Consider the following 20,727-nt stretch of genomic DNA (forward strand, 5'->3'; position numbering starts at 1 on the left):
TCCCCGGCGCGCCGGAAGTGCGGGCGCGTTTCGCGGCGCCGGGCGCGCAGCGACCCCTCCGGCGGCCGGCGTCCCACGCATATGCTGGGCCGATGCCAACCCCTGAGTTCGTCCTCGCGCTGCGCGAGAAGATCGGCACCGAGCCGCTGTGGTTGTCCGGGGTGACCGCGGTCGTGCTGCACGAGGACCGGGTGCTGCTGGTCCGCCGGAGCGACACCGGCGCCTGGACGCCCGTGACCGGCATCATCGACCCGGGTGAGCAGCCCGCCGACGCCGCGTTGCGCGAGGTGGCCGAGGAGACCGGCGTACGGGCCGTCGCCGAGCGGCTGGCCCTGGTGCACGTCACGCGCGAGGTCACCTACCCCAACGGCGACCGGGCCCGCTATCTGGACCTGGTGTTCCGCTGCCGCTGGCAGTCCGGCGACCCCCATCCGGCCGACGGCGAGAACAGCGAGGCCCGCTGGTTCCCCCTGCGGGAGCTGCCGGACCTGAGCCCTGACATGCGCGCCCGCCTCGACGCCGCCCTCGCCGACGCCCCGGCCGCCCGCTTCCTCACCACCGACCACTGACCGCGCGCCCCTGGACCGCGCCGCCCCCGGCGTGGCGGGTGGGCCGCCTGGCGATCTATGGTGGGGGCCGGATGCGGAAGGATCGGGCCCATGGCGGGAAAGACCATCGTCCTGACCGGCGCCAGCGACGGCATCGGCCGCGCCGCGGCACGCGCCCTGCGACAGCGGGGCGACGAGGTCGTCCTCGTCGGCCGGTCGGCCGGCAAGACCGCGGCGCTGGCGAAGGAGCTCGCGGCCGACCACCACGTGGCCGACTTCGCGCGCCTGTCGGAGGTACGCGACCTGGCGGCCACCCTCCTCGACCGCCACCCGGCCATCGACGTGCTGGTCAACAACGCCGGGGCCATCATGGGCTCGCGCACCACCACGCCCGACGGCCACGAGGCGACCTTCCAGGTCAACCATCTGGCGCCGTTCCTGCTGACCACGCTGCTGCTGCCCCAGCTGCTGGCCGCCGGCGGCACGGTCGTCACGACGTCCAGCCTGGTCAACACCCGCGCCCGGCTCGACCTCGACGACCTCGACGCGGTGCGCCGCTACTCGGGCAGCCGGGCGTACGCCAACTCCAAGCTGGCCAACATCCTGTTCACCCGCGAGCTCCAGCGCCGCCACGGCGCGGACGGTCTGGCCGCGGCCTCCTTCCACCCTGGCGTGGTGGCCACCAACTTCTCCGGCGGCGGCGACAGCGCGGCGCGGCTGCTCTACCACACGCCGCTGAAGCGGTTCCTGCTCACGCCCGAGCAGGGCGCCGACACCCTGGTCTGGCTGGCCACCTCGCGGCCGGGCGCCGACTGGGCCCCCGGCGGCCACTACGAGAAGCGCCGCCCTTCGGCCGTCCATCGCCTGGCGGACGACCCCGGCCTGGCTCGCCGCCTGTGGGAGCGCAGCCAGGCCCTCGTCGAGCCCGCCTAATGGGAGCGTAGCCAGGCTGCTCGTCGAGCCCGCCCGACCGGTCCCACAGCCGCCGGCGTGGGTGGCGGGTGGCCGAGGGCCGACCCCGTCATGCCGGTGTTAGGTCGGTGGCGGCATCCTGGAGTCCCTGGAAGGAGACAGATGCCGCCACGTCCCCGGCTGCCCGCACGTACGGTCCGCCTGCGCTTCACCCTCCTGTACGGCGGGCTGTTCCTGGCCTCCGGCGCGGGCCTGCTGGTCCTGGTCAACCTCGTCGGCATGCCGCTGTCGCGGACCGAGCCGGTGCCGGGCCGGCCCGGCGGCCGGCCGGCCGCGGCCGCCGCCGAGGAGTACATCGCGCTGCTCCAGGCCCAGCTCGCCGACGTGCACGCCACGCAGTCCCGCCAGCTCCTGGCCGGGTCGGTGCTCGCGCTGGCCGTCATGGCCGTGGTGTCGATCGTGCTCGGCCGGGTGGTCGCGGGCCGGGTGCTGCGCCCGCTGCGTACGATCACCGCCGCCACCCGCCGCATCTCCGCCGACAACCTGCACGAACGCCTGGCCGTGCCGGGCCCGGCCGACGAGGTCAAGGACCTGGCCGACACCATCGACGGGCTGCTCGCCCGTCTGGAGGGCGCCTTCGCCGCGCAACGCCGGTTCGTCGCCGACGCCTCGCACGAGCTGCGCACCCCGCTGGCCACCATGCGGGCGCGGCTGGACGTCGCCGTGGCCAAGCCGGAGCCCGTACCGGCCCAGACGCTGGTGCTGGCCGACCGGCTGCGCACCGACCTCGACCAGGTCGACCGGCTCCTGGAGGGCCTGCTCGCGCTGGCCCGCGCCCAGCACGGCAGCCTGCCCGACGCCGCCGCGATCATGCTCGGCGATCTGGTGCGGCAGACCGTGGACGCCCGCGCCGCCGACCTCGCGGCCCGGCGCCTCACCCTGGACGACGAGGGCGTCGCGGAGGGGGTGCGGACGCGGGGCAGCGTCGCGCTGGTCACGCGTATGGTGCACAACCTCGTCGACAACGCGATCGTCCACAACCAGGACGGCGGCTGGATCAGGGTCGAGGCCGCGGCCGACGGCCGGTGGGCGCGCCTGGTCGTGGAGTCCGGCGGGGACCGGCTCGACCCCGGACAGGTGGCGCGGCTGGCGCGGCCGTTCCAGCGGCTCGGCGCGGACCGCACCGGATCGGCGGACGGCTCGGGGCTCGGCCTGTCGATCGTCGCGGCCGTCGCGCAGGCGCACGGCGGCGGCCTCGACCTCGCGGCCCGCCCCGAGGGCGGGCTGCGCGCCACCGTGCGGCTGCCGGCATGAGGGTGCTGGTGGTGGAGGACGCGCGGGCGCTGGCCGCCGTGCTCGCCGAGGGCCTGCGCGACCAGGGCATGGCCGTGGACGTCGCCCACGACGGGCTGGAGGCGGCGGCCAAGCTCGACCTCGCCCCCTACGACGTGGTGCTGCTCGACCGCGACCTGCCGGGCATCCACGGCGACACCCTCTGCCAGATGCTCACCGACCAGGACGAACGTCCCATGGTTCTGATGCTGACCGCGGCCGGCTCGCCCGGCGACCGGGTGAGCGGGCTGACTCTGGGCGCCGACGACTACCTGGCCAAGCCCTTCCACTTCCCGGAGCTGGTGCTGCGGGTGAGGGCGCTGGCGCGCCGCCGTCCCGGCGCCCGGCCGCGCACGTTGCGCGGGGCCGGGATCGAGCTCGACCCGGTGCGGCACACCGTCACCCGGGACGGCCGTCCGCTTGAGCTGTCGGTCAAGGAGTTCGCCGTGCTGGAGGCGCTGCTGCGGGCGTCGCCCGGCTTCCTGAGCGCCGAGGCCCTGCTCGAACAGGTCTGGGACGAGCACGCCGACCCGTTCACCAACACCGTGACCGTCACCGTCGGCCGGCTGCGCCGCAAGCTGGGCGAACCGCCGGTGATCAGCACCCGGCCGGGCGTGGGGTACCGGATCGGGTAGCGGGGTCGTCCGGCGCTCGCAGGCGTTCTTCAGCGGCGGCCTTCCGATGGGTGGTGCAAGGTCAGACCAGGGGCTGATGCGCGGCGGGGTTCCGTCTGCGATCGTGAGGGCGTGAGGACGGCCGGGGGCGCGCCCCGGCGATGATCGTCCGCGCGACGGGGCCGGTCCGCCCCTGGTGAACAGGCAGGAGGAGACGCCGTGATCAGATTCGGCTATGCCGACACCCCGTTCGGCCAGATCCACCACGCCTCGTGCGGCACGGGCGAGCCGGTGCTCCTGCTGCACCAGACCCCCCGCTCATGGGACGAATACCGCGAGGTGCTCCCCCTGCTCGGCCGCACCCGGCGGGCCATCGCCATGGACACGCTCGGCTTCGGCAACTCCGCCCGCCCGCCCGAGCACTCGATCGAGACCTACGCCGCCGGCGTGTTAGCCCTGATGGACGCCCTCGGCCTGCCGCGAGCCGCCGTGGCCGGGCACCACACGGGCGGCGTCATCGCGGTCGAGACGGCGGCGCGCGCGCCCGACCGCGTCACCGCCCTGGTGCTGTCGTCCACGCCGATGGTCGACCCCGACGGGCGGCGGCGTCGTGCGGGCCATTCCTCCATCGACGCCGTGCGCGAGCAGTCCGACGGCTCCCATCTGGGCGAGTTGTGGAGCCGTCGGGCCCCCTACTACCCGTGGCCGCTGCTGACCCGGTTCGTCCGTGACGCGCTGACGGTCCTGCCGGAGGTGGAGCGCGGGCACGAGGCGGTGGCGGCGTACCGGATGGAGGAGCGGGTCGGGCTGGTCCGCTGCCCGGTGCTGGTCGTCGGCGCCACCGACGACCCCTTCGCCTTCCCCGAGCTCGAACGCCTGGCCGCCGCCCTTCCCCACAGCACCCAGGCCGTGGTCAAGGGCGGCGTGATCCCGCTGGAGCACCAGGCGGCGGAGTTCGCGGCGCTCGTGACGGACTTCCTCGACGGCCAGGCCCGCAAGACCGGCTGAGGCGGCCACGGTCAGGCGGGAGCCACCCACTCGACGAACTGGATGACGATCCCGTTGGGGTCGGTCACCTGGAACAGGCGCTCGCCCCAGGGCTCCTCGCGCAGCGGCATGGTGATCTCGACTCCCGCGTCACGCAGCAGCTTCTCCTGCCCGTCCAGGCCGCCGTCCAGGGTGAAGGCCAGGATGAGGCCGGCGGCGTGCTGGTCGCGCTGCTCCGGCGGCAGGACCTCGATGCCGCGGGCGAGCAGCACGATGTCCATCGCGTCGGCGCGGGTGAGCGAGGCGAACCCGTCCCCGGCGACCCGGACGGTGTAGCCCAGGTGCTCGGTGAGGAACGCCTGGGAGGCGGCGACGTCGGCGACGGTGAGCGAGACGGTGGACGTGGTGATCTGCAAGAAGGTCTCCATGAGGGATGAGAACGGCTGAGCGAAACACGAGCCGCCGGTTCGGACGGCCCTGCCCGACGTCGACCACGACAGCCGACAACCCCAGCGGATGTGACCCGCCGCAGACGGCGTCGGTGGTGCGGCGTGGGTGGTGAACGTGGTCAGAGGCGAGGGGCGGTCGTCGTGGGGAGGGCGGGGATCAGTGAGCGCGGCGGCGGGGGAGGTTGCGGGGCACTTGCGGGTCCTGCCATCCCCGTACGCCGTGGTCGGCGGACGGTCTGCGAAGTCCGCCGCCTGGGAGGGAAGACCGCTGCGACTTGCGGTCGCGGCCCTCCGACGCCCCCAGGTCGATCTTGAAAGCTACAGCCGGGAAGAGCTTGAGTTCCAAGCAGGTTCTCCTTCTTCGTTCGTCGGTCGCAAACTTACGACGGACGTAAATATAGCCCGAGGTTCCGAGGGGTGTCAACATAAAAATACGACGAGGGTAAGATTCCTTCATGGCTCACGAGACCTCGCCCGCCCCCGGCCTCCGCGAATCCAAGAAGCAGGAGACCCGGCAGCTCATCTCCGACCACGCCACCAGGCTGTTCATCGCCCAAGGGTTCGAGCAGACCACCATCGCCGAGATCGCCACCGCCGCCCGCATCGCCAAGAAGACGGTCACCAACTACTTCCCACGCAAGGAGGACCTGGCCTTCGACCATCAGGAGGCGTTCACGTCCGCCCTGGCCGACGCCGTCGCCGCCCGCGGTCCCGGCGAATCGGCCCTGTCCGCTCTACGACGTGCCTTCCTGGCCTCCGTCGCGGCCCAGGACCCGGTGGCCGGGTTCTCCGGACCGGAGTTCGCCCGCATGATCGCCGACAGCCCCACCCTGACGTCCTGCCTGCGCGGCCTGCACGACCAGCGCGAACAGCACCTCGCCCGGGCCCTCGCCGACGCCACCGGCACGACGGCGGACGACATCACCGTCCAGACCGCCGCCGGACTGCTGGGAACCGTGCACCGGGTGCTGTTCCAGCGCATCCACGGGCTCACCCTGGCGGGCCTGCCCAACGACCGCATCGCCGACACGATCGCCCCCGACGCCACCCGCGCCTTCGACCTCCTCGAACCCGCACTCTCCAACTACGCCCCCGCCTGAGCCTCAGAAGGCCGCCTCCCGGTCCCCGTAGGCCGCCCCTGTTCTCAGGAGCCGTCCGAAGCTCAGGACGGGCCAAGGCTCGATGGCTGCCTCAGCCTCAGGTACCGTCCGGGTCGGGGGCAGCCGGAGGGCCCACCGGGTCGCCGGGGACCCGACGCCCCTCCGGGCTCTGGGCCGCCCACGTCTTCAGAAGCGTCCGCCCAAGTCCAGGGGCCGTTCCGGTTTCTGGACTTGACTGGGGGGCGGGCCGGCGGCGGGCCGGGCGGGGGCTACCAGGTAACCAGAAACCAAGAGACCGCCGCCGGAGTCCAGAGCCCGCCTGAGCCTCAGGGACCGACGCCGCATTCTGGGCAGCCCGAGCCTCAGGGACCGACGCCGCATTCTGGTCGGCCCGAGCCTGAGGGACCGACGCTTGAGGTCGGGTCGCCTGAGTTCCAGAGGGCGCCGTCCGAGGCCAGGAGCCGCCCGGCCTTCAGCGCAGTCCCAGGGTCAGGAGTCTTCCGGGTCGGGGGCCAGCGGTGGGGTGGGTGGGAGGTGCCAGGTGGTCAGGAAGGCTTTGGCCAGGGTGCAGGCGCCGGTGTACGGGCCCTCGGCATGGGACAGGGCGGCGGCCGTGATCTCGGCGACGCGGTTCTCGACCAGGTGGCCGACCTCGTCCGCGGTGGAGACCGTTCCCGCCCGTTCGGCGAGGTAGCCGATCGTGGCACCGGCCCCGCAGACGAAGTCCGCCAGCGTCACCACGCCCCGCTCCCCCAGCGTCCGAAGCCCTCGGGCGGTGTAGGGCACGTTCGCGGCCGGCGCGACCAGGCCGGCCCGGACCGTCGCCGCCCGGCGCGCCGACAGGGTGCCGGTCCGCGCCCCGGGGACCAGCACGTCGGCGGGCACCTCGTACAACGCCTCGGGCGGCAGGACGGGCAGGCCGAGCCGGGTCACGCAGGCGTCGCCGTGCTCGGCGCGCAGTTCCTCCAGGGCCGCGACGTCCAGCCCGGCGGGGTCGCTGACGCACCCGTGCAGGGTGGACAGGGCGACCAGGCGCGCGCCGCGCCGCGCCGCCTCGCGCACGACGGCGCTGCCCACCTTGCCGAAGCCCTCCACCGCCAGCGTCCGCCCGGCCAGGCCGCCGAGCGCCGTCGCGGCGGCCACGACCACGCCCAGCCCGGTGACGACGGTGTCCACCAGCTCGCCGCCGGCCTCGCCGTGCATGATCGAGTCGGCCCGGTACCCGGGCAGCGGCGCGAAGTCCTGCGTCCGCGTGCCCAGGTCCGAGGAGGTGAGGAAGGTGCCCTTCTCGACCAGCGGCGCGACCTCCTGGCAGAAGCGCGCCACCGTGCCCGCCCGGTCGGCCGGCGCGGCCCGCAGCACCGCCTTGGCCCCGCCGATCCGCTCGCCGAGCACGGCCAGCTTGTACGTCATCGCCCGCGCCAGCAGCCCCGCCTCCTCGCGGGTGACGTCCGGCGCCAGCCGGGTGCCGCCCGCGCTGACCGGGCAGTCCAGGTCGAAGGCGATGCAGCCGTCCACCGAGACGAGTTCCATGATCCTCATCCGCGCTCCCCGCGTCCGTGCGAACCGTGCCTGCCGCCCAATCTCTGCGCCGCCCGGCCGCCTGTCCATGGGTCACCGTCGATCGGAACGGCCGCGCTGAAGGCGCTCCAGCACCCGGCCGCCTCTCCATGAGTCGCCCTCAGCCGGAATGACCGCCCCGAACACGCTCCAGCGCCCGGGCCCCTGTCCACTGACCGGAAGGCCCGGACGCCTGCCCAGGGTCAGGGAGCGTTGTATCCCAAGGTGTACGGACCGGTTCCGGAGTAGGAGTGCACCCGGTAGCGGTAGTAGCCGGCCGCGCCGGTGTAGGTGAGCGTCTCGTCGGCCCCCGACCCCGCGCTCTGCGCGACCGTCGCCCACGTGGACCCGTTCCAGCGTTGCAGGTACAGGTCGTAGTCGGCGCCGGACGGGCCGTCCAGGCACGCCTGGTGCGGGCCGGTGACGGTGGTCTGCAGATACCCGCCGTCGGGCTGGTACTGCTCCGCCCCGGAGGCCAGCGTCCCGGACTTGGTGGTCTGGTAGCCGGAGCAGCCGCCCGCGGCGGCCACGGACAGGGCGAAGGCGGCCGTGTGGGTGGCGGCGGAGCCGGTGGCGGTGACCGTGATCACGTACATGCCGCCGGGCGTCTGCGCGGTGGTGGAAACCGTCATGACGGACGTGCCGCCCGACTGGACGGTGGGCGGCGCGAACGTCGCGGCGGCCCCCGCCGGCAGCCCCGCGGCGGCGAACTGCATCTGCTGGGCCCCGCCGCGCGTGACGGCGGTGGAGATGGTGCTCGTGGTCGACCCGCCCGGCGTGACGCCGCCGCTCGCAGGCGAGAGCGAGATCGCGAAGTCGTCGCCGCCGCCGTTGGGCGGGGTGTTGTCGATCATGCCGGAGATCTCGTTGTACACCTCGGTGATGCGCGTCCCCCAGTTGGGGCAGCCGCCGAGGTGGTGCAGCGCGATCACCTTGTGGCTGGAGGCGGCGATCACCGGGGAGCCGGAGTTGCCGCCGGAGGTGTCGCAGCGGTAGCCGGTGTTGACGCCCGACGACACCACGTCGATCTTGCAGGCCGCGCCGCCCTGCGTGTCCTCGTACAGGGACAGGCGCTTGGGCAGGGTGTCGCCGTGGCCGGGGATGTAGATGCGCTCGCCCGCCACCGGCGGTCGCGGATCGAGGTACAGGGTGCCGAACTGCTGGATCGCGGCGAAGTCGGCGACGCTGAAGAGCGTGTAGTCGAGCGCTTCGAGCGCGCTGGTCTTCAGGAACTGGCCGCCGCCGACCTTCGTCCCGGCGCCCGGGTTGTTGCCGCCGCAGGTGGCGCAGTCGTAGTCGAACTGGAACTCGCTGGCGCTGAGGTCGGCGGCGCTCTCCATGCAGTGGTGGTTGGTCAGCATGCGGTTGGTGTTGCCGACCCGCCAGGCCGTGCAGTAGCCGAGGCCGTTGAGCAGCTGGCGGGCCACGGCGCGGCTGCGGGCGTACTCGGTGGGGTTGCTGTCCTTGTAGCAGACCACGTCCCGCCTTGCGTCGGTGCCGCAGACGCTGAACGTCCGCGGCGTCAGGGCCGCGGCCTCCTGGGTGGTGTAGCCGCGGAAGTACCGGTCGATGCGCACGCCGAAGCCCTGCCGGGCCAGCCGGACGGCGTCGCGCGGCCCGGAGGCGTGCAGGGTGACCACCGCCGTGTCGCCGTCCACGGAGAGCGCGGCGAAGCCGGGGACGCCGTGCAGCGTGTACCCGGAGCCGGTCGGGTAGCGCCCGCGGGTGGGGTCGCCGTAGTAGGTGTGGGTCTCGCGGCCGTCCGGCGAGGCGACGGTGACGTAGTCGCCGGGCACGAGGGTGAGCGCGGCGAAGTGCACCTTGACGTAGCGGGAGCCGGGCCGGGTGACGCGCGTGCTCCAGCTCCGTCCGGTGGCGCCGTAGGGCAGGGACAGGTCGGCGAGCACCTCCTCGCCGGCCGGGGAGACCCGGCTGTCGAGCTGCGCGTGCAGGGGGACGGCGGCGGGGGCCTGCGCGAGGGCGGGGGCCGGGGTGGCCGGCGCGACGACGGCCAGCGCGGCGATCAACGCCGTGGCCGCCGCTCTCCATCGGGACGGACTCATGCGGGGGACACCTCCACGTGAGGGGTGACCGAAGCAGGCCGCCGGTCGCCGGGAGCCGGGCCCGGTCCGGGCGCGTAGGCCGCGCCGGCCAGGGGCCGGCGGAGCCGGCGAACAGGCGGCCCGCCGTGGTGGGGGGTGGGCAGAGGGTAACTCCGCCTCCCATCCGTACCGTTATCGGTAGCGATACCGATATTTCGGGTTATCGGGCGGAAAGCTCCAGCGCGTCACATCAGCCAGCCCTCCCCAGGCCGAGTGATGTACAAAATCATTGACATGATGTCCGCCTTCTTTTACGTTCATCATGTCTACTTTCTTTGACATGGAGACCTGCCTTGAAGGCCATCACCCGGCACGTCTACGGCCCCCCGGCCCTCACCGACCTCGACCGTCCCGCCCCCGGCCCCGGCGAAGCGCTCCTGCGCGTGCACGCCGCCTGCCTCGACCACGGCGTCTGGCACCTCGGCGCCGGGCTGCCCTACCCGGTCCGCCTCGCCACCGGACTGCGCCGTCCCCGCTCGCCCCTCCTCGGCCGCGACGTCGCCGGGACCGTCGAGGCCGTCGGCCCGGGAGTCACCGCTCTGGCGGCCGGCGACGAGGTCTTCGGCGTCTGCGACGGCGCGCTCGCCGAGCACGCCGTCGCCCGCGCGGACCGTCTCGTCCCCAGGCCGGCCGGTCTGTCGGCCGAGGCCGCCGCCGCCGTCCCGACCAGCGGCCTGACCGCGCTCCAGGCGCTGCGCGACCACGCCCGCCTGCGCCCCGGGCAGCGCGTGCTGGTCATCGGCGCGGGCGGCGGGGTGGGGACGTTCGCCGTCCAGCTCGCCAAGGCGCAGGGCGCGCACGTCACCGGCGTGTGCGGCCCCGGCAAGGGCGACCTCGTCCGCTCACTCGGCGCGGACGAGATCGTCGACCACACCCGCGAGGAGCCGGCCGCCGGCCGCCACGACGTCGTCCTCGACACCGCGGGCAACCGCCCGCTGCGGGACCTGCGCCGGATGCTCACCCGCCGGGGCACGCTCGTGATCGTCGGCGGCGAGAACGCCTCCGGCCGCTGGCTGCACGGCACCGGCCGCCAGCTCCGGGCGACGGCGCTGTCGCCGTTCGTCCGGCACACCCTGCGCGCCCCGATCACCCGGACCGACCCGGCGGACCTGCGCCACCTGGCCGGCCTCGCCGCCACCGGCGAGCTCACCCCCGTGGTCGGCAGGACGTTCGAGCTGGCCCGCTTCGCCGACGCGATGGATCACCTGCGGACGGGCCACGCGACCGGCAAGGTCGTCATCGTCATGCCCGGCCCGAGGTAGGTCACCAGTCGCCGGCCTCGACGCGGGTGTTGCGCAGCGGTTCGCCCGCGCCCCCGGCGGGCGCCGCCCACAACACCGCGTTGGCCAGGATCCGCCGCACGCCCGGCTGGTGGAAGACCGGGTAGTTCTGGTCGCCGGGGCTGAAGTAGAAGACGCGTCCCTTGCCGCGCCGGTAGCAGCAGCCGCTGCGGAACACCTCGCCCCCGGAGAAGGAGCTGACGAACACCAGCTCGTCGGGCGCCGGGACGCCGAACGGCTCGCCGTAGGTCTCCTGCTCGGGGATGACCAGCGGCTGGGGCACGCCCGCGGCGATCGGGTGGGCCGGCTCCACCGTCCAGACCAGCTCGCGGTCGGCGCTGTCGCGCCAGTTGACCGTGCAGGTGGTGCCCATGAGGGCGCGGAAGACCTTGGAGTAGTGGCCCGAGTGCAGCACCAGCAGGCCCATCCCGGCCCAGACGCGCTCGCACACCCGCGCCACGACCTCGTCCTCCACCTCCTCGTGCGCCGCGTGCCCCCACCAGGTGAGCACGTCGGTGCCGGCCAGCGTCGCGGCGTCGAGGCCGTGCTCGGGGTCCTGCAAGGTCGCGGTGCGCACGCGCACCCGCTCCCCCAGGTGCTCGCGCAGGCCGCCGGCGACCGCGCCGTGCATGCCCTCGGGGTAGCGGCGGCGCACCTCCTCCTCCCGCTGCTCGTGTACGTTCTCGCCCCAGACGGTCACGTTGATGCTCACGCGCGATGTTCTCCCTCCGGACCTGCCGCACCTGCCGTCCGATCCCTACCCGTCCGCCCGCCGGTTCCGCCGTCGGCGGGCGGACGGAAAATGTCTCGCGGGAGGAAGGACGGTTTGGGTAGGTTCGCCAGTGACCATGGAAGTCATGCATAGCCGCGCGCCGGACGGCCCTCCTGTCGAGATCGCCTGCGACGAGTCCGGCGCGGAGGGCGAGAAGCTCGTCGGCGGCAACACCGACGTGTTCGCCCACGCCGGCGTCTCCCTCGACGTGGCCGCCGCGGCCGACTGCGTGCGCGAGCTGCGTCTCAGGGCGCCCTCACCGGTCACCGAGTACAAGGCCGGGCACGTGCTGCGCGAGAAGAACCGGGCCACCCTGGTCTGGCTGCTCGGCCCCTCGGGCCCCATCCTCGGGCGGGCCCGCGTGCACCTGACCGACAAGGCGTACTTCGCCGTCAGCAAGGTGACCGACCTGCTCACCGGCCACCACTCCAGCCTCGGCCTCGACCAGGACGAACGCTCGGCCGCCCTGGCGGCCACCCTCTACCAGGAGGGCCGCCACGCCTTCGGCCCCGCCCGCTGGACGGCCTTCCTCGACGCCTTCAACCACCTGCTGCGGGCCAGGAACGGCCGCGGCCCCGAGATCTCCGCCGAGTCGGTCTTCGAGCTGGTCGCCGACCTGCGCACCACCCCCGGCCCGGCCGGCGCGATCATGGACGAGCTGTGGGCCGCCCGGCCGCTCGTGGACGCCTTCACCGCGCGCCTGCTCGACGACCCGCACGTCTTCCCCGCGCTCGACCCGCTGATCCCGGCCATCGCGCACGCGGTCGCCCATTGGGGCGCGGGCGGCCGGCCCGTCTCGGTGGTACACGACCGGCAGACGACGCTGACCGAGGAGCGCATCGAGCGGCTGCGGCTGCTGCTGGCCCGCCCGGACGGCCCCGCCGGCCCGCTGGTGCTGACCGGCCTGACGCTGGTCGCCTCGCACCTGGACCCCCGCGTCCAGGTGGCCGACATCGTCGCCGGAGTGGCGCGCAAGATCGCCTCCGAGGAGCTCAACGGCCGCGGCGACCCCGAGCTGACCGGCCTGCTCCGCCCGTACGTGGACCTCGCGTCGGTCTGGCCGGACGAGCGCAGCCGGGCCGCGCTGATCCCGGGTCAGCCGAGCCAGGCGCGCGCCTCGGCGGCGGCCTCCGGGCCGAGCACCGGCTGGGAGTAGACCTCGATCAGCGTGCGCATCAGCAGGCGCTCGCCCTCCGGCGTGGACAGGTCGGCGCCCATGCCGCGGCAGACGTGCGGGTACAGGACCGTGACCGACAGCGCCATCGCGGCCATCACCGCCGCCCGCGCCCGCGGCGGCACGTCCGGCGGATCGGCGCGGTCCTGGTCGGCGGCGGCCAGCCAGCGCTCGCCGAGCCGGGTCATCTCGTCGAACAGCGGCGCGGCCCAGCCCTCGGTCAGCGCCCGCGCCAGGTAGGCGCGGTAGGGGCCGAGCGCGGTCACCGGGTTGAAGCCGGCCGGCGGGCGGCCGGCGGCCTCGGCGTTGAGCCGGCGCACCGTCTTCATCAGATGCTCGTCGCACGCCTCGCGCAGCGCCTGCTTGGAGCCGAAGTGGTGGCGGACCAGGCCGAGCGAGACCCCCGCCGACTCGGCGATGTCGCGGATCGTGGCCCGCTCGAACCCGTGCTCGCCGATGTGCCGGATGGCCGCGTCGCGGATGCGGGCCCGCGCGGTGAGGTCCTCCGGGTCCTGGACGGTTGTCATCACACCACCGATTCGTACAGCGGACTGTTCACCGGACGAGCATCCTATACCGGCGTGCAGCCCCGTCCGGCCCCGGTCGCGCGGGAGGGGCCGCCGGCGACTACGCTCCTGCCCTGTGCCGACGTTCGAACTGCCCCTGCGCCTGGACACCACGATCCGCCCCTACGACTGGGGTTCCGTCACCGCCATGCCCGAGCTGTTCGGCACCGAGCCGACCGGCCGCCCGCAGGCCGAGCTCTGGATGGGCGCCCATCCCGCCGACCCGTCGATCGCCGGCGGCGTGCCCCTCGACCGGCTCATCGCGGGCGACCCCGTCGCCGCCCTCGGCGCGCCGGCGGTCGCCAGGTTCGGGCCCGCGCTGCCGTACCTGCTGAAGGTGCTCGCGGTCGCCCGGCCGCTGTCGCTCCAGGTCCATCCTACGATCGCGCAGGCCGAGGCCGGGTTCGCCGCCGAGCAGGCGCGCGGCGTGCCGATCGGCGACCCGGCCCGCACCTACAAGGACCGCTCGCACAAGCCGGAGATGGTCTGCGCGGTCACGCCCTTCCACGGGCTGTGCGGGTTCCGCTCCCCCGTCGTCACCGCCGGGCTGCTCGCCCGGCTCGGCGTGCCGGGCCTGCAGCCCTGGATCGACGCGCTCGCCGTCCGGCCCGCCGGGCAGGCCCTGCGCGCGGTCTTCGCGCAGATGCTGGACGACGCCTCCGCGCCGCTGCGCGCCCAGGTCGAGGACGCCCTCGCCGGCAGCACCGACCCGGACCTGGCCCCGTACGCCGACATCGCCGCGGCCTGCCCCGGCGACCCCGGGGTCGTGGCCGCGCTGCTGCTCAACCACGTCGACCTGCGGCCCGGCCAGGCCCTCTACCTGGGCGCCGGCGTGCCGCACGCCTACCTGGGCGGCGTCGGCGTGGAGATCATGGCCAGCTCCGACAACGTCCTGCGCTGCGGGCTGACCACCAAGCACGTCGACGCGCCCGAGCTGATGCGGGTGGTCGACTTCACGCCCGCCGAGCCGCACCTGGTCGAGCCCGAGCGCCCGGCCGACGGGGAGCGGCGCTACGTCCCGCCCGCCCCCGAGTTCGCCCTCACGCGCTACGACCTGAACGGGGCCGCCTCCTTCGAGCTGCCTGCCGGGCTGCCCCGGATCGTGTTGTGCCTGGAGGGCGAGGCCCGCCTCGGCGAGCTGACGCTGCGGCCGGGCGAGTCGGCGTTCGTCCCGGCCGTCGCGGGCGCGAGCCTGTCCGGCAAGGGCGTGGCGTACGCGGCCCAGCCAGGCGCCTTTACGATGTAGATCAGCACGACGGGGACATTTCGGCCGGCGGTTGAACGTCGTGTTCCTAGGCTCCTGCCATGAACACGGCAACCCTCGGCCACGTCGCCATCGAACCCAGCATCCTCTACTTCGGCACCCCGGTCGTGCTGCTGAGCACGGAGAACCCCGACGGCTCGGCCAACCTGGCCCCGATGTCGTCGGCCTGGGCGCTCGGCCGGACCGTCGTGCTCGGTCTCGGCGCCGACGGGCAGAGCGCGCGCAACCTGGCCGAGCGGCCCGAACTGGTCGTCAACCTGCCGGCCCCGCACCTGTGGCCGCAGGTGGAGCGGCTCGCGCCGCTCACCGGCCGCGACCCGGTGCCCGACACCAAGGCGGCCGGCTGCCGCTTCGAGCCCGACAAGTTCGGCGCGGCGGGCCTGCGCCCCGAGCCGTCGGAGACCGTACGGCCGCCGCGCGTGGCCGAGTGCCCGCTCCAGCTGGAGGCGGCCGTCGCGCGGATCCTGCCGAACGAGTCCGAAGGCTTCGTCATCGTCGAGGCCGTCGTGCGCAGGGTGCACGCCGACCCGCGGATCGTCGTCCCCGGCACCCAGCACGTGGACCCGTCCGCGTGGAGCCCGCTGCTGTACAACTTCCGCCACTACTTCGGCCTCGGCCCGGAGCTCGGCCACTCCTACCGGTCGCAGACGGCCTGAGCGCCGCGGCGGGTCAGCCGGCCCGCGAGCCGCACCCGGCGTACGAACCGACCGGCGACGAGACAGACGACTCGGCCGACGCCAGCGCCGACGGCTCCTCCAGCCCGCGCGGCGGCGGCGTGGGACGGTCGGCCGCCACGGTCAGCACGAGCGGCCCGAACCGGCGCCACCACCCGTGCGCCACCCCGCGCCCGCCCGCGCGCACGGTCAGCCCGCTCCACCCGTCGCGGGGCCGCCCGCAGCCCAGCGACACCTCCAGCGCCCGGTGCCCGGCGCGCCGCAGCACCTGCGCCGCGCTCTCCTTGGCCGACCACAGCAGGCTGCCCAGCAGCGGGTCGTCGCCGGCGATCCGCTGCTCCTGGCGGGTGAACCGGTCGGCGACGAACCCCGGCTCGCGCGGCTCGACCAGTTGCAGGTCGCAGCCGACGGCCCCCGGCTCCAGGCCGAGCAGGCACACCGCCCATCCGGCGCGGCTGGTGATCGAGATGCCCACCGGCAGCGGGCGGCCGTCCCGCCACGCCTGCGCCGCGCCGTCGGGGCGGCGCCGCACGTCGGGGTCGCCGGCGGGGCCGGGACAGACCAGGTGCAGCGCCTGACTGACGGTCCAGCGGGCGAGCGGGTGCTCGGCGGGCCGCCCGTCGCCCGTCCGGTCCTCCCCCGCCGGGAGTTGCCCCTCCCCGCGCGCCAGCCACCTCATCGAGCCTCCATTCCGCGCTCCCGCGCTACGGATGACCTCCGGCCGCGGCACGGCGGCCGGGATCGCGTGATCGACCGACCCGGCCGCCACGCCCGGACGGCCGTCTCGCGCAGCTTCTCCGCCGGCACCTCCTCGAACGTCTCGGACGCCTCGTAACGCCTCGTGCGGCGGCGGACGCGCCGAGCGCCGCCCCGCGTGCGTGCATACCCGTACGTGCCCGCGCTCCGCCGCCGGACACCCGCGGGACCTCTCGACTAGTGTGATCTTGTGACCGGAATTTTCACAGTGTTCCCAGCCTCGCCGGGCGACGGTGAGACGCTGGGAGAGATCCACGCCGAATCCTGGAAGGCCGCCTACGCCGGCTTCTTCTCCCCCGACTTCTTCGACCGGGCCGTGCGCCACCGGCGCGGCAAATGGCACGACGTGCTCGCCGAGACCCCGGCGGGCCTGGTGCTGGCCGCGCTCGACGGGCGCCGCCTGGCCTTCTGCCACTTCGGGCCCTCGCCGTCCCGGGCGGGCGCGGCGGAGCTCCTCGGCTTCTACGGCCATCCCGACGGCTGGGGCACCGGCGTGGCCGCCGCCCTGATGACCGACACCCTGCGCCGCATCCGCGACGAGGGCTTCACCCGGGTGCACCTGTGGACGCTGCGCGACACGCCGCGGGCGCGCCGGTTCTACGCCAAGAGCGGCTTCACCGAGTCGGGCGCCGCCCGCACCCACGACTACGGCGACGGCAACCCCGTCGAGCAGGTCGAGTACGAGCTGTCCTTCCCCTGACCGCCGCCTCCTTCCCACGCGTGCCGACTTGACAGAGTTCCCCGGCGTATTTCGCGGTGAATACCCCGGCGCGGGCTCTTTCGTTGACCGTCTCCATGGCCCATGACAACCATTCTTGAGTATGGCCAAGCGGGCACGAGAAACGGTCGAGTGATCGCGTGAGAGGAATGGCATGAGCGCGAATGCTTTGTACGCCGGTCGAGACTGGAAACTCGACCACGACAAGCGAGTCAAGGTCAGCAACGCGGAACTTCGTTACACCGTCGTGGGGCGTGGCGAGCCCGTCCTGTGCATCCACTGCACCTCCATTTCGGACGGTCTCATCACGCCGCTCCTGAAGTACAACCCGGAGCTGCTGGACAAGTACCAGTTCATCAGCTATTACCGCGCCGGTTACAACGGCAGCACGCTGGAGAAGGACAGCCTCAGCATCGAGGAGGGCGCCGAGCACGCCAAGCAGCTCCTCGACCACCTCGGCATCGACAAGGCGCACGTCATGTCGTACTCCTTCGGCGGGGTGATCGGCTTCCAGTTCATGCTCTCCTACCCCGAGCGCACGCACTCGGCGGTGCTGCTGGAGCCGTACCTGCCGCGGGAGGGCGCCGAGGCCGAGAAGGCCAACAACGACGCCGTGATGACGGCGATCGAGCTGGTGCAGAAGGGCGACAAGCTCACCGCCGCCTGCGACTTCATGGCCGCCGTCTGCGGCCCGAGCTACCTCGGCTCCGTGGACATGACCTGCCCCCTCGACGTGTGGGAGCGGGTCGAGGAGTGCGCGGACGTCACGTTCAAGGTCGACTTCCCGGCGCTGGGCGGCTGGGGTTTCCGCATGTCCAAGGCCGACCAGCTGGTGCCGGACAAGCCGCGGATGCCGGTGCTGGCCGTGATGGGCCTGGACAGCGAGGCGGCCATGCCCGGCTTCCGCGAGGCGCAGCACTTCCTCATGAACTGGCTGCCCCAGGCCGAGCGCTGCGGCATCGTCGGCGCCACCCACGGCCTGCAGATCATGAACCCGAGAGCGGTCGGCGAAGGCGTCTCGGCCTTCCTCGCCAAGCACCCGATGCAGTAGCACCCGAGGCAGTGAGAGGAGAGCGATGTCGGATCTGACGGCTGAGCGACTGGCGGCGGCACACCAGGCGCTGCGGTCCGGCGACCGCGAGCGCGCGCTGGAGTACTGGCACCCCGACGTGCGGTTCCAGTCCCCCGGCAACCATCCGTACGCCGGATGGCACGACGGCCTGGACGCCTTCATGGGCTTCATCAAGACCTGGCAGCGGCTGGCCGGCGGCACCCTGCGCATGGAGCAGATCGCCTGCCTGGTCAACCCGGTGGACGGCTACACCATCGACGTCAACCGGTGCACCGCCGTGCGCAGGCGCACCGGCTCGGACGGCACCTCCTTCTACGAGCACCTGCAGATGGAGGGGGTGGACCTGATGCGGTGGGAGAACGGCCGCATCGTGGAGGGCCGCGGCGGCATCTTCGGCGACGGGACCGCCAACTTCAGCTCGTTCTTCGGCCCGATCGGCCCCGACGGGCGCAGATCCGACGACTGAGCGGGCACTCCCCGGCGGGCCGGTCGGTACCGGCCCGCTTTCTCGTGCCCGGGGCCCGTCCCGGCCCGCCTTCGTGCCCCTTTTTCCGCAGGAACGCGCCCACAGGAGAAGACATGACCCGTTTCCGTGGCGTCCTCCGCGCCTCCGCCGCCGCCCTGGCCGTCACCGCCGCGCTGGCGGCGGCGACGCCGGCCCAGGCGCTGCTGTCCCCGTCCTTCCGGGCCGTGGACCCGCCCGGCGACCCCACCACCCTCTGGGAGGTGGACGTGCTGGACGCCGCCCACGCCTACGCCGTCGGCTGGCGCGGCTACGACGGCTCGCCGGACACCTCCGTGCTGCGCTGGGACGGCTCGTCCTGGAGCAGGCTGCCGCTCACCGCCGGGTACGACGTGCCGAGCCCGTGCTGCGTCGCGGCCGTCGCGCCGGACCAGGTGTACGTCACCGGCAGCAGGACCATCGCCGACGTCTCCTGGCCGCGCTCGGCGTACTGGAACGGCTCGGCCTGGTCGGAGATCCCGCCCCCGCCCGGCTGGACGCCCCGGCTGCCCGGCGACGAGTGGACCGGCCCGATCGCCGCCACCAAGGACGGCTCGCTCTGGTCGATCAGGTTCAAGAACACCTCCGGCACCGACATCCTGCGCCTGCGCCAGGGCTCCTGGACGGTCTACCCGCGCACCGAGAACCTGGGCCTGCTGCGCGCCGTCGACGGCGGCGACCAGATCGTCTTCGCCGCCGAGAACGGCGTCGTCCTGTGGGACGGCACGGCCATGCGCTCGCTGGGCAGGCCGGGCGTCAGCCCCCGTGGCGTGTACGTCGAGGGTCCCGGCCGGATCTGGGTCAGCGGCTACCAGCCCCGTCCCAACCGGCCCGCCACCCCGGCGATCGCCCGCTACGACGGCGCCCGCTGGACCGTCTCGGCGCTGCCCGGCGACCCGGGCAACGGCTCGGCGAGCATCAGCGGCGACGGCGAGGGCCACCTGGTCATCCCGACCGGCGGCGGCACCACCGCGCCTGCCTACCTGTACTTCGACGGCGCGTCCTGGACCCGGGTCAACGGCCCGGCCCGCCCGTCGGCCGGGTACGCGGGCGCGTACGCGGTGGACCGGGTGCCCGGCACGTCCACGATCCTGTCGGTGGGCGGCGCCAACGTGACCAACCTGACCGGGTTCGCGATCAGTGAGCTGATCGGCCCCCGCTGAGCGGGCGGCGCGGACCCCGTGAGCGGGGAGGGGCGGCAGGCCCCTCCCCGCTCACGCGCGCCCGCGGGCCTCGGTGCCGCCGGCGCGGATGGCCGCGAGGAGCGTGCCGGCCAGCAGCAGCGCCGAGGTGACGGTCAGGACCACGCCCAGCCGGTGCAGCCCCTCGTCGGTGGCGCGCTCGCCGTAGGTCACGCTGATGAGCAGCGCCGAGCAGATGGCCCCGGCGTACTGCGAGGTGCGCAGCAGGCCGGCGGCCATGCCGATCAGGGCGGGCGGCGCCTGGGCGTACATGGCGGCCTGGTTGCCGACGATGTTGAGCCCGTTCTGCACCCCGAAGACCATGCTGAGCAGGCACAACGACAGGACGGACGCGCCGCCGTCGAGCGCCGGCAGCCAGGCGCAGCCCGCCAGCAGGGCCGCGGCGCCGGCCGGCAACATCCAGCGCGCCCGGCCGGACGCGCCGTCGGCCCGCGCGGCCAGCCCCGAGACCACCGCGCCGACGGCCGAGGTGGGCATCAGCAGCAGCCCGGCGACCGCCGCCGTCAGTCCTCTGCCCTGCTCCAGCCACTGCGTCCAGCCGTACAGGAAGCCGTAGGTGGCCATGAAGGTCACCGCGTTGCGCAGGTAGGTGACCAGCAGCGGCCGGTTGCCGGCCAGGTCGCGCAGGCTGCCGCCGCCGCCCGCGCCGGAGCGCTCGTACGGCTCGTCGCGCGGCAGCCACAGCAGCGCCGAGACCACCCCGGCCACGGCCATCGGCAGGTTGACCAGGAAGATCCAGCGCCAGCCGCCGAGCGCGTCGAGCAGCCCGCCGAGCGGCGGCCCGAGCACCATGCTGACCTGCCCGGCCATGGCCAGCGCGCCCATCACCGAGGCGGGCGCGGCGCCGCCGGACCGCTGCGACCTGCGGCGGACCATGCTCATGGCGGCCGGGTAGGCGGCCGAGGTGCCCAGGCCGATCACCACGCGGGCGGCCACGAGCAGGCCGAGGGTCGGCGCCCAGTAGCCGAGCAGCCCGCCGGCCGCGACCGTGACCAGCCCGGCCAGGTAGACGCGGCGCGGGCCGAGCCGGGGGGGCCGCCCGCCCCCCCCCCCCGGGCCGCCCCCCGGGCGGCGGGGGCGGCGCGGCCCCCCCGCCCCCCCCCCCCCGCCCCCGGGCCCCGGGCGCACACCCCGCCCCGCCGC

General features: G+C 74.1%; 21 protein-coding genes. 14 read left to right on the top strand and 7 right to left on the bottom strand.

Going from position 1 to position 20,727, the window contains the following annotated elements:
* The first annotated feature begins 92 nt into the window (after positions 1 to 92).
* The 5 genes from ABT158_RS42665 (at position 93) to ABT158_RS42685 (ending at position 4,414) form a co-directional block, all read left to right on the top strand.
* A complete protein-coding gene (locus ABT158_RS42665; RefSeq protein WP_352363675.1) occupies positions 93 to 569 on the top strand; it encodes an NUDIX hydrolase in 477 nt (158 codons plus the stop codon).
* A gap of 90 nt (positions 570 to 659) precedes the next feature.
* Positions 660 to 1,481 (top strand): SDR family NAD(P)-dependent oxidoreductase, encoded by an 822-nt coding sequence (locus tag ABT158_RS42670; protein WP_352363677.1) that lies wholly within the window; start codon positions 660 to 662, stop codon positions 1,479 to 1,481.
* A 141-nt stretch (positions 1,482 to 1,622) separates the two neighbouring features.
* Positions 1,623 to 2,774, top strand: a complete 1,152-nt coding sequence (locus ABT158_RS42675; RefSeq protein ID WP_352363679.1) for a sensor histidine kinase — start codon at positions 1,623 to 1,625, stop codon at positions 2,772 to 2,774.
* Positions 2,771 to 3,427 carry a response regulator transcription factor gene (locus ABT158_RS42680; RefSeq protein WP_352363681.1) on the top strand — a complete coding sequence of 219 codons (657 nt, stop codon included), beginning with the start codon at positions 2,771 to 2,773 and terminating at the stop codon, positions 3,425 to 3,427. The genes ABT158_RS42675 and ABT158_RS42680 overlap by 4 nt, the downstream gene beginning before the upstream one ends.
* Before the next feature lie 198 nt (positions 3,428 to 3,625).
* A complete protein-coding gene (locus ABT158_RS42685) occupies positions 3,626 to 4,414 on the top strand; it encodes an alpha/beta fold hydrolase (RefSeq protein ID WP_352363683.1) in 789 nt (262 codons plus the stop codon).
* Positions 4,415 to 4,425: 11 nt separating this feature from the next.
* On the opposite strand, the gene ABT158_RS42690 is transcribed toward ABT158_RS42685, so the two are convergent.
* The gene (locus ABT158_RS42690) at positions 4,426 to 4,809 is read right to left on the bottom strand and encodes a VOC family protein (RefSeq protein WP_352363685.1); all 384 of its coding nucleotides are present in this window, start codon (positions 4,807 to 4,809) and stop codon (positions 4,426 to 4,428) included.
* A gap of 488 nt (positions 4,810 to 5,297) precedes the next feature.
* Here ABT158_RS42690 and ABT158_RS42695 point away from each other — a divergent pair, with 488 nt between their 5' ends.
* On the top strand, positions 5,298 to 5,942 hold the full coding sequence (locus tag ABT158_RS42695) for a TetR/AcrR family transcriptional regulator (RefSeq protein WP_352363687.1): 645 nt from the start codon (positions 5,298 to 5,300) through the stop codon (positions 5,940 to 5,942).
* Positions 5,943 to 6,431: 489 nt separating this feature from the next.
* Here ABT158_RS42695 and ABT158_RS42700 read toward each other — a convergent pair whose 3' ends face one another.
* Positions 6,432 to 7,484 (bottom strand): Glu/Leu/Phe/Val dehydrogenase dimerization domain-containing protein, encoded by a 1,053-nt coding sequence (locus tag ABT158_RS42700; protein ID WP_352363689.1) that lies wholly within the window; start codon positions 7,482 to 7,484, stop codon positions 6,432 to 6,434.
* Positions 7,485 to 7,705: 221 nt separating this feature from the next.
* The gene (locus ABT158_RS42705; RefSeq protein WP_352363691.1) at positions 7,706 to 9,565 is read right to left on the bottom strand and encodes a trypsin-like serine peptidase; all 1,860 of its coding nucleotides are present in this window, start codon (positions 9,563 to 9,565) and stop codon (positions 7,706 to 7,708) included.
* A gap of 332 nt (positions 9,566 to 9,897) precedes the next feature.
* Between ABT158_RS42705 and ABT158_RS42710 the strand changes: the two genes are divergently transcribed.
* Positions 9,898 to 10,866 (top strand): NAD(P)-dependent alcohol dehydrogenase, encoded by a 969-nt coding sequence (locus ABT158_RS42710; RefSeq protein WP_352363693.1) that lies wholly within the window; start codon positions 9,898 to 9,900, stop codon positions 10,864 to 10,866.
* Position 10,867: 1 nt separating this feature from the next.
* Here the strand turns inward: ABT158_RS42710 and ABT158_RS42715 are convergent, their stop codons facing one another.
* A complete protein-coding gene (locus ABT158_RS42715) occupies positions 10,868 to 11,596 on the bottom strand; it encodes a ThuA domain-containing protein (RefSeq protein ID WP_352363695.1) in 729 nt (242 codons plus the stop codon).
* Positions 11,597 to 11,741: 145 nt separating this feature from the next.
* Here ABT158_RS42715 and ABT158_RS42720 point away from each other — a divergent pair, with 145 nt between their 5' ends.
* Complete coding sequence (locus ABT158_RS42720; protein WP_352363697.1) at positions 11,742 to 12,812, top strand: hypothetical protein; 1,071 nt, start codon at positions 11,742 to 11,744, stop codon at positions 12,810 to 12,812.
* On the opposite strand, the gene ABT158_RS42725 is transcribed toward ABT158_RS42720, so the two are convergent.
* Positions 12,752 to 13,357 (bottom strand): TetR/AcrR family transcriptional regulator, encoded by a 606-nt coding sequence (locus tag ABT158_RS42725; RefSeq protein WP_352363699.1) that lies wholly within the window; start codon positions 13,355 to 13,357, stop codon positions 12,752 to 12,754. The genes ABT158_RS42720 and ABT158_RS42725 overlap by 61 nt on opposite strands.
* A 115-nt stretch (positions 13,358 to 13,472) precedes the next feature.
* On the opposite strand from ABT158_RS42725, the gene manA reads away from it, so the two are divergent.
* Positions 13,473 to 14,642, top strand: a complete 1,170-nt coding sequence (gene manA, locus ABT158_RS42730; protein WP_352363700.1) for a mannose-6-phosphate isomerase, class I — start codon at positions 13,473 to 13,475, stop codon at positions 14,640 to 14,642.
* A gap of 59 nt (positions 14,643 to 14,701) precedes the next feature.
* Positions 14,702 to 15,316, top strand: coding sequence for a flavin reductase family protein (locus tag ABT158_RS42735; protein ID WP_352363702.1), 615 nt, complete (start codon positions 14,702 to 14,704; stop codon positions 15,314 to 15,316).
* Between the two features lie 13 nt (positions 15,317 to 15,329).
* Here ABT158_RS42735 and ABT158_RS42740 read toward each other — a convergent pair whose 3' ends face one another.
* Entirely contained in the window at positions 15,330 to 16,013 is a 684-nt protein-coding gene (locus ABT158_RS42740; protein ID WP_352363704.1) for a 4'-phosphopantetheinyl transferase family protein, read from the bottom strand.
* Positions 16,014 to 16,298: 285 nt separating this feature from the next.
* Between ABT158_RS42740 and ABT158_RS42745 the strand changes: the two genes are divergently transcribed.
* From ABT158_RS42745 to ABT158_RS42760, 4 genes are all read left to right on the top strand, one after another.
* On the top strand, positions 16,299 to 16,790 hold the full coding sequence (locus tag ABT158_RS42745) for a GNAT family N-acetyltransferase (protein WP_352363706.1): 492 nt from the start codon (positions 16,299 to 16,301) through the stop codon (positions 16,788 to 16,790).
* A 172-nt stretch (positions 16,791 to 16,962) separates the two neighbouring features.
* Positions 16,963 to 17,859, top strand: coding sequence for an alpha/beta fold hydrolase (locus ABT158_RS42750; protein WP_352363708.1), 897 nt, complete (start codon positions 16,963 to 16,965; stop codon positions 17,857 to 17,859).
* 25 nt (positions 17,860 to 17,884) lie between these two features.
* Positions 17,885 to 18,346, top strand: coding sequence for a nuclear transport factor 2 family protein (locus ABT158_RS42755; protein ID WP_352363710.1), 462 nt, complete (start codon positions 17,885 to 17,887; stop codon positions 18,344 to 18,346).
* A 113-nt stretch (positions 18,347 to 18,459) separates the two neighbouring features.
* Complete coding sequence (locus ABT158_RS42760; protein WP_352363712.1) at positions 18,460 to 19,545, top strand: ligand-binding sensor domain-containing protein; 1,086 nt, start codon at positions 18,460 to 18,462, stop codon at positions 19,543 to 19,545.
* A gap of 51 nt (positions 19,546 to 19,596) precedes the next feature.
* Here ABT158_RS42760 and ABT158_RS42765 read toward each other — a convergent pair.
* Positions 19,597 to 20,727: MFS transporter (locus ABT158_RS42765; RefSeq protein ID WP_352363713.1), on the bottom strand; the 1,131-nt coding region annotated here is incomplete at its 5' end.

The organism is Nonomuraea sp. NPDC001636, from assembly GCF_040298265.1.
In the GTDB taxonomy this organism is placed as follows: domain Bacteria; phylum Actinomycetota; class Actinomycetes; order Streptosporangiales; family Streptosporangiaceae; genus Nonomuraea.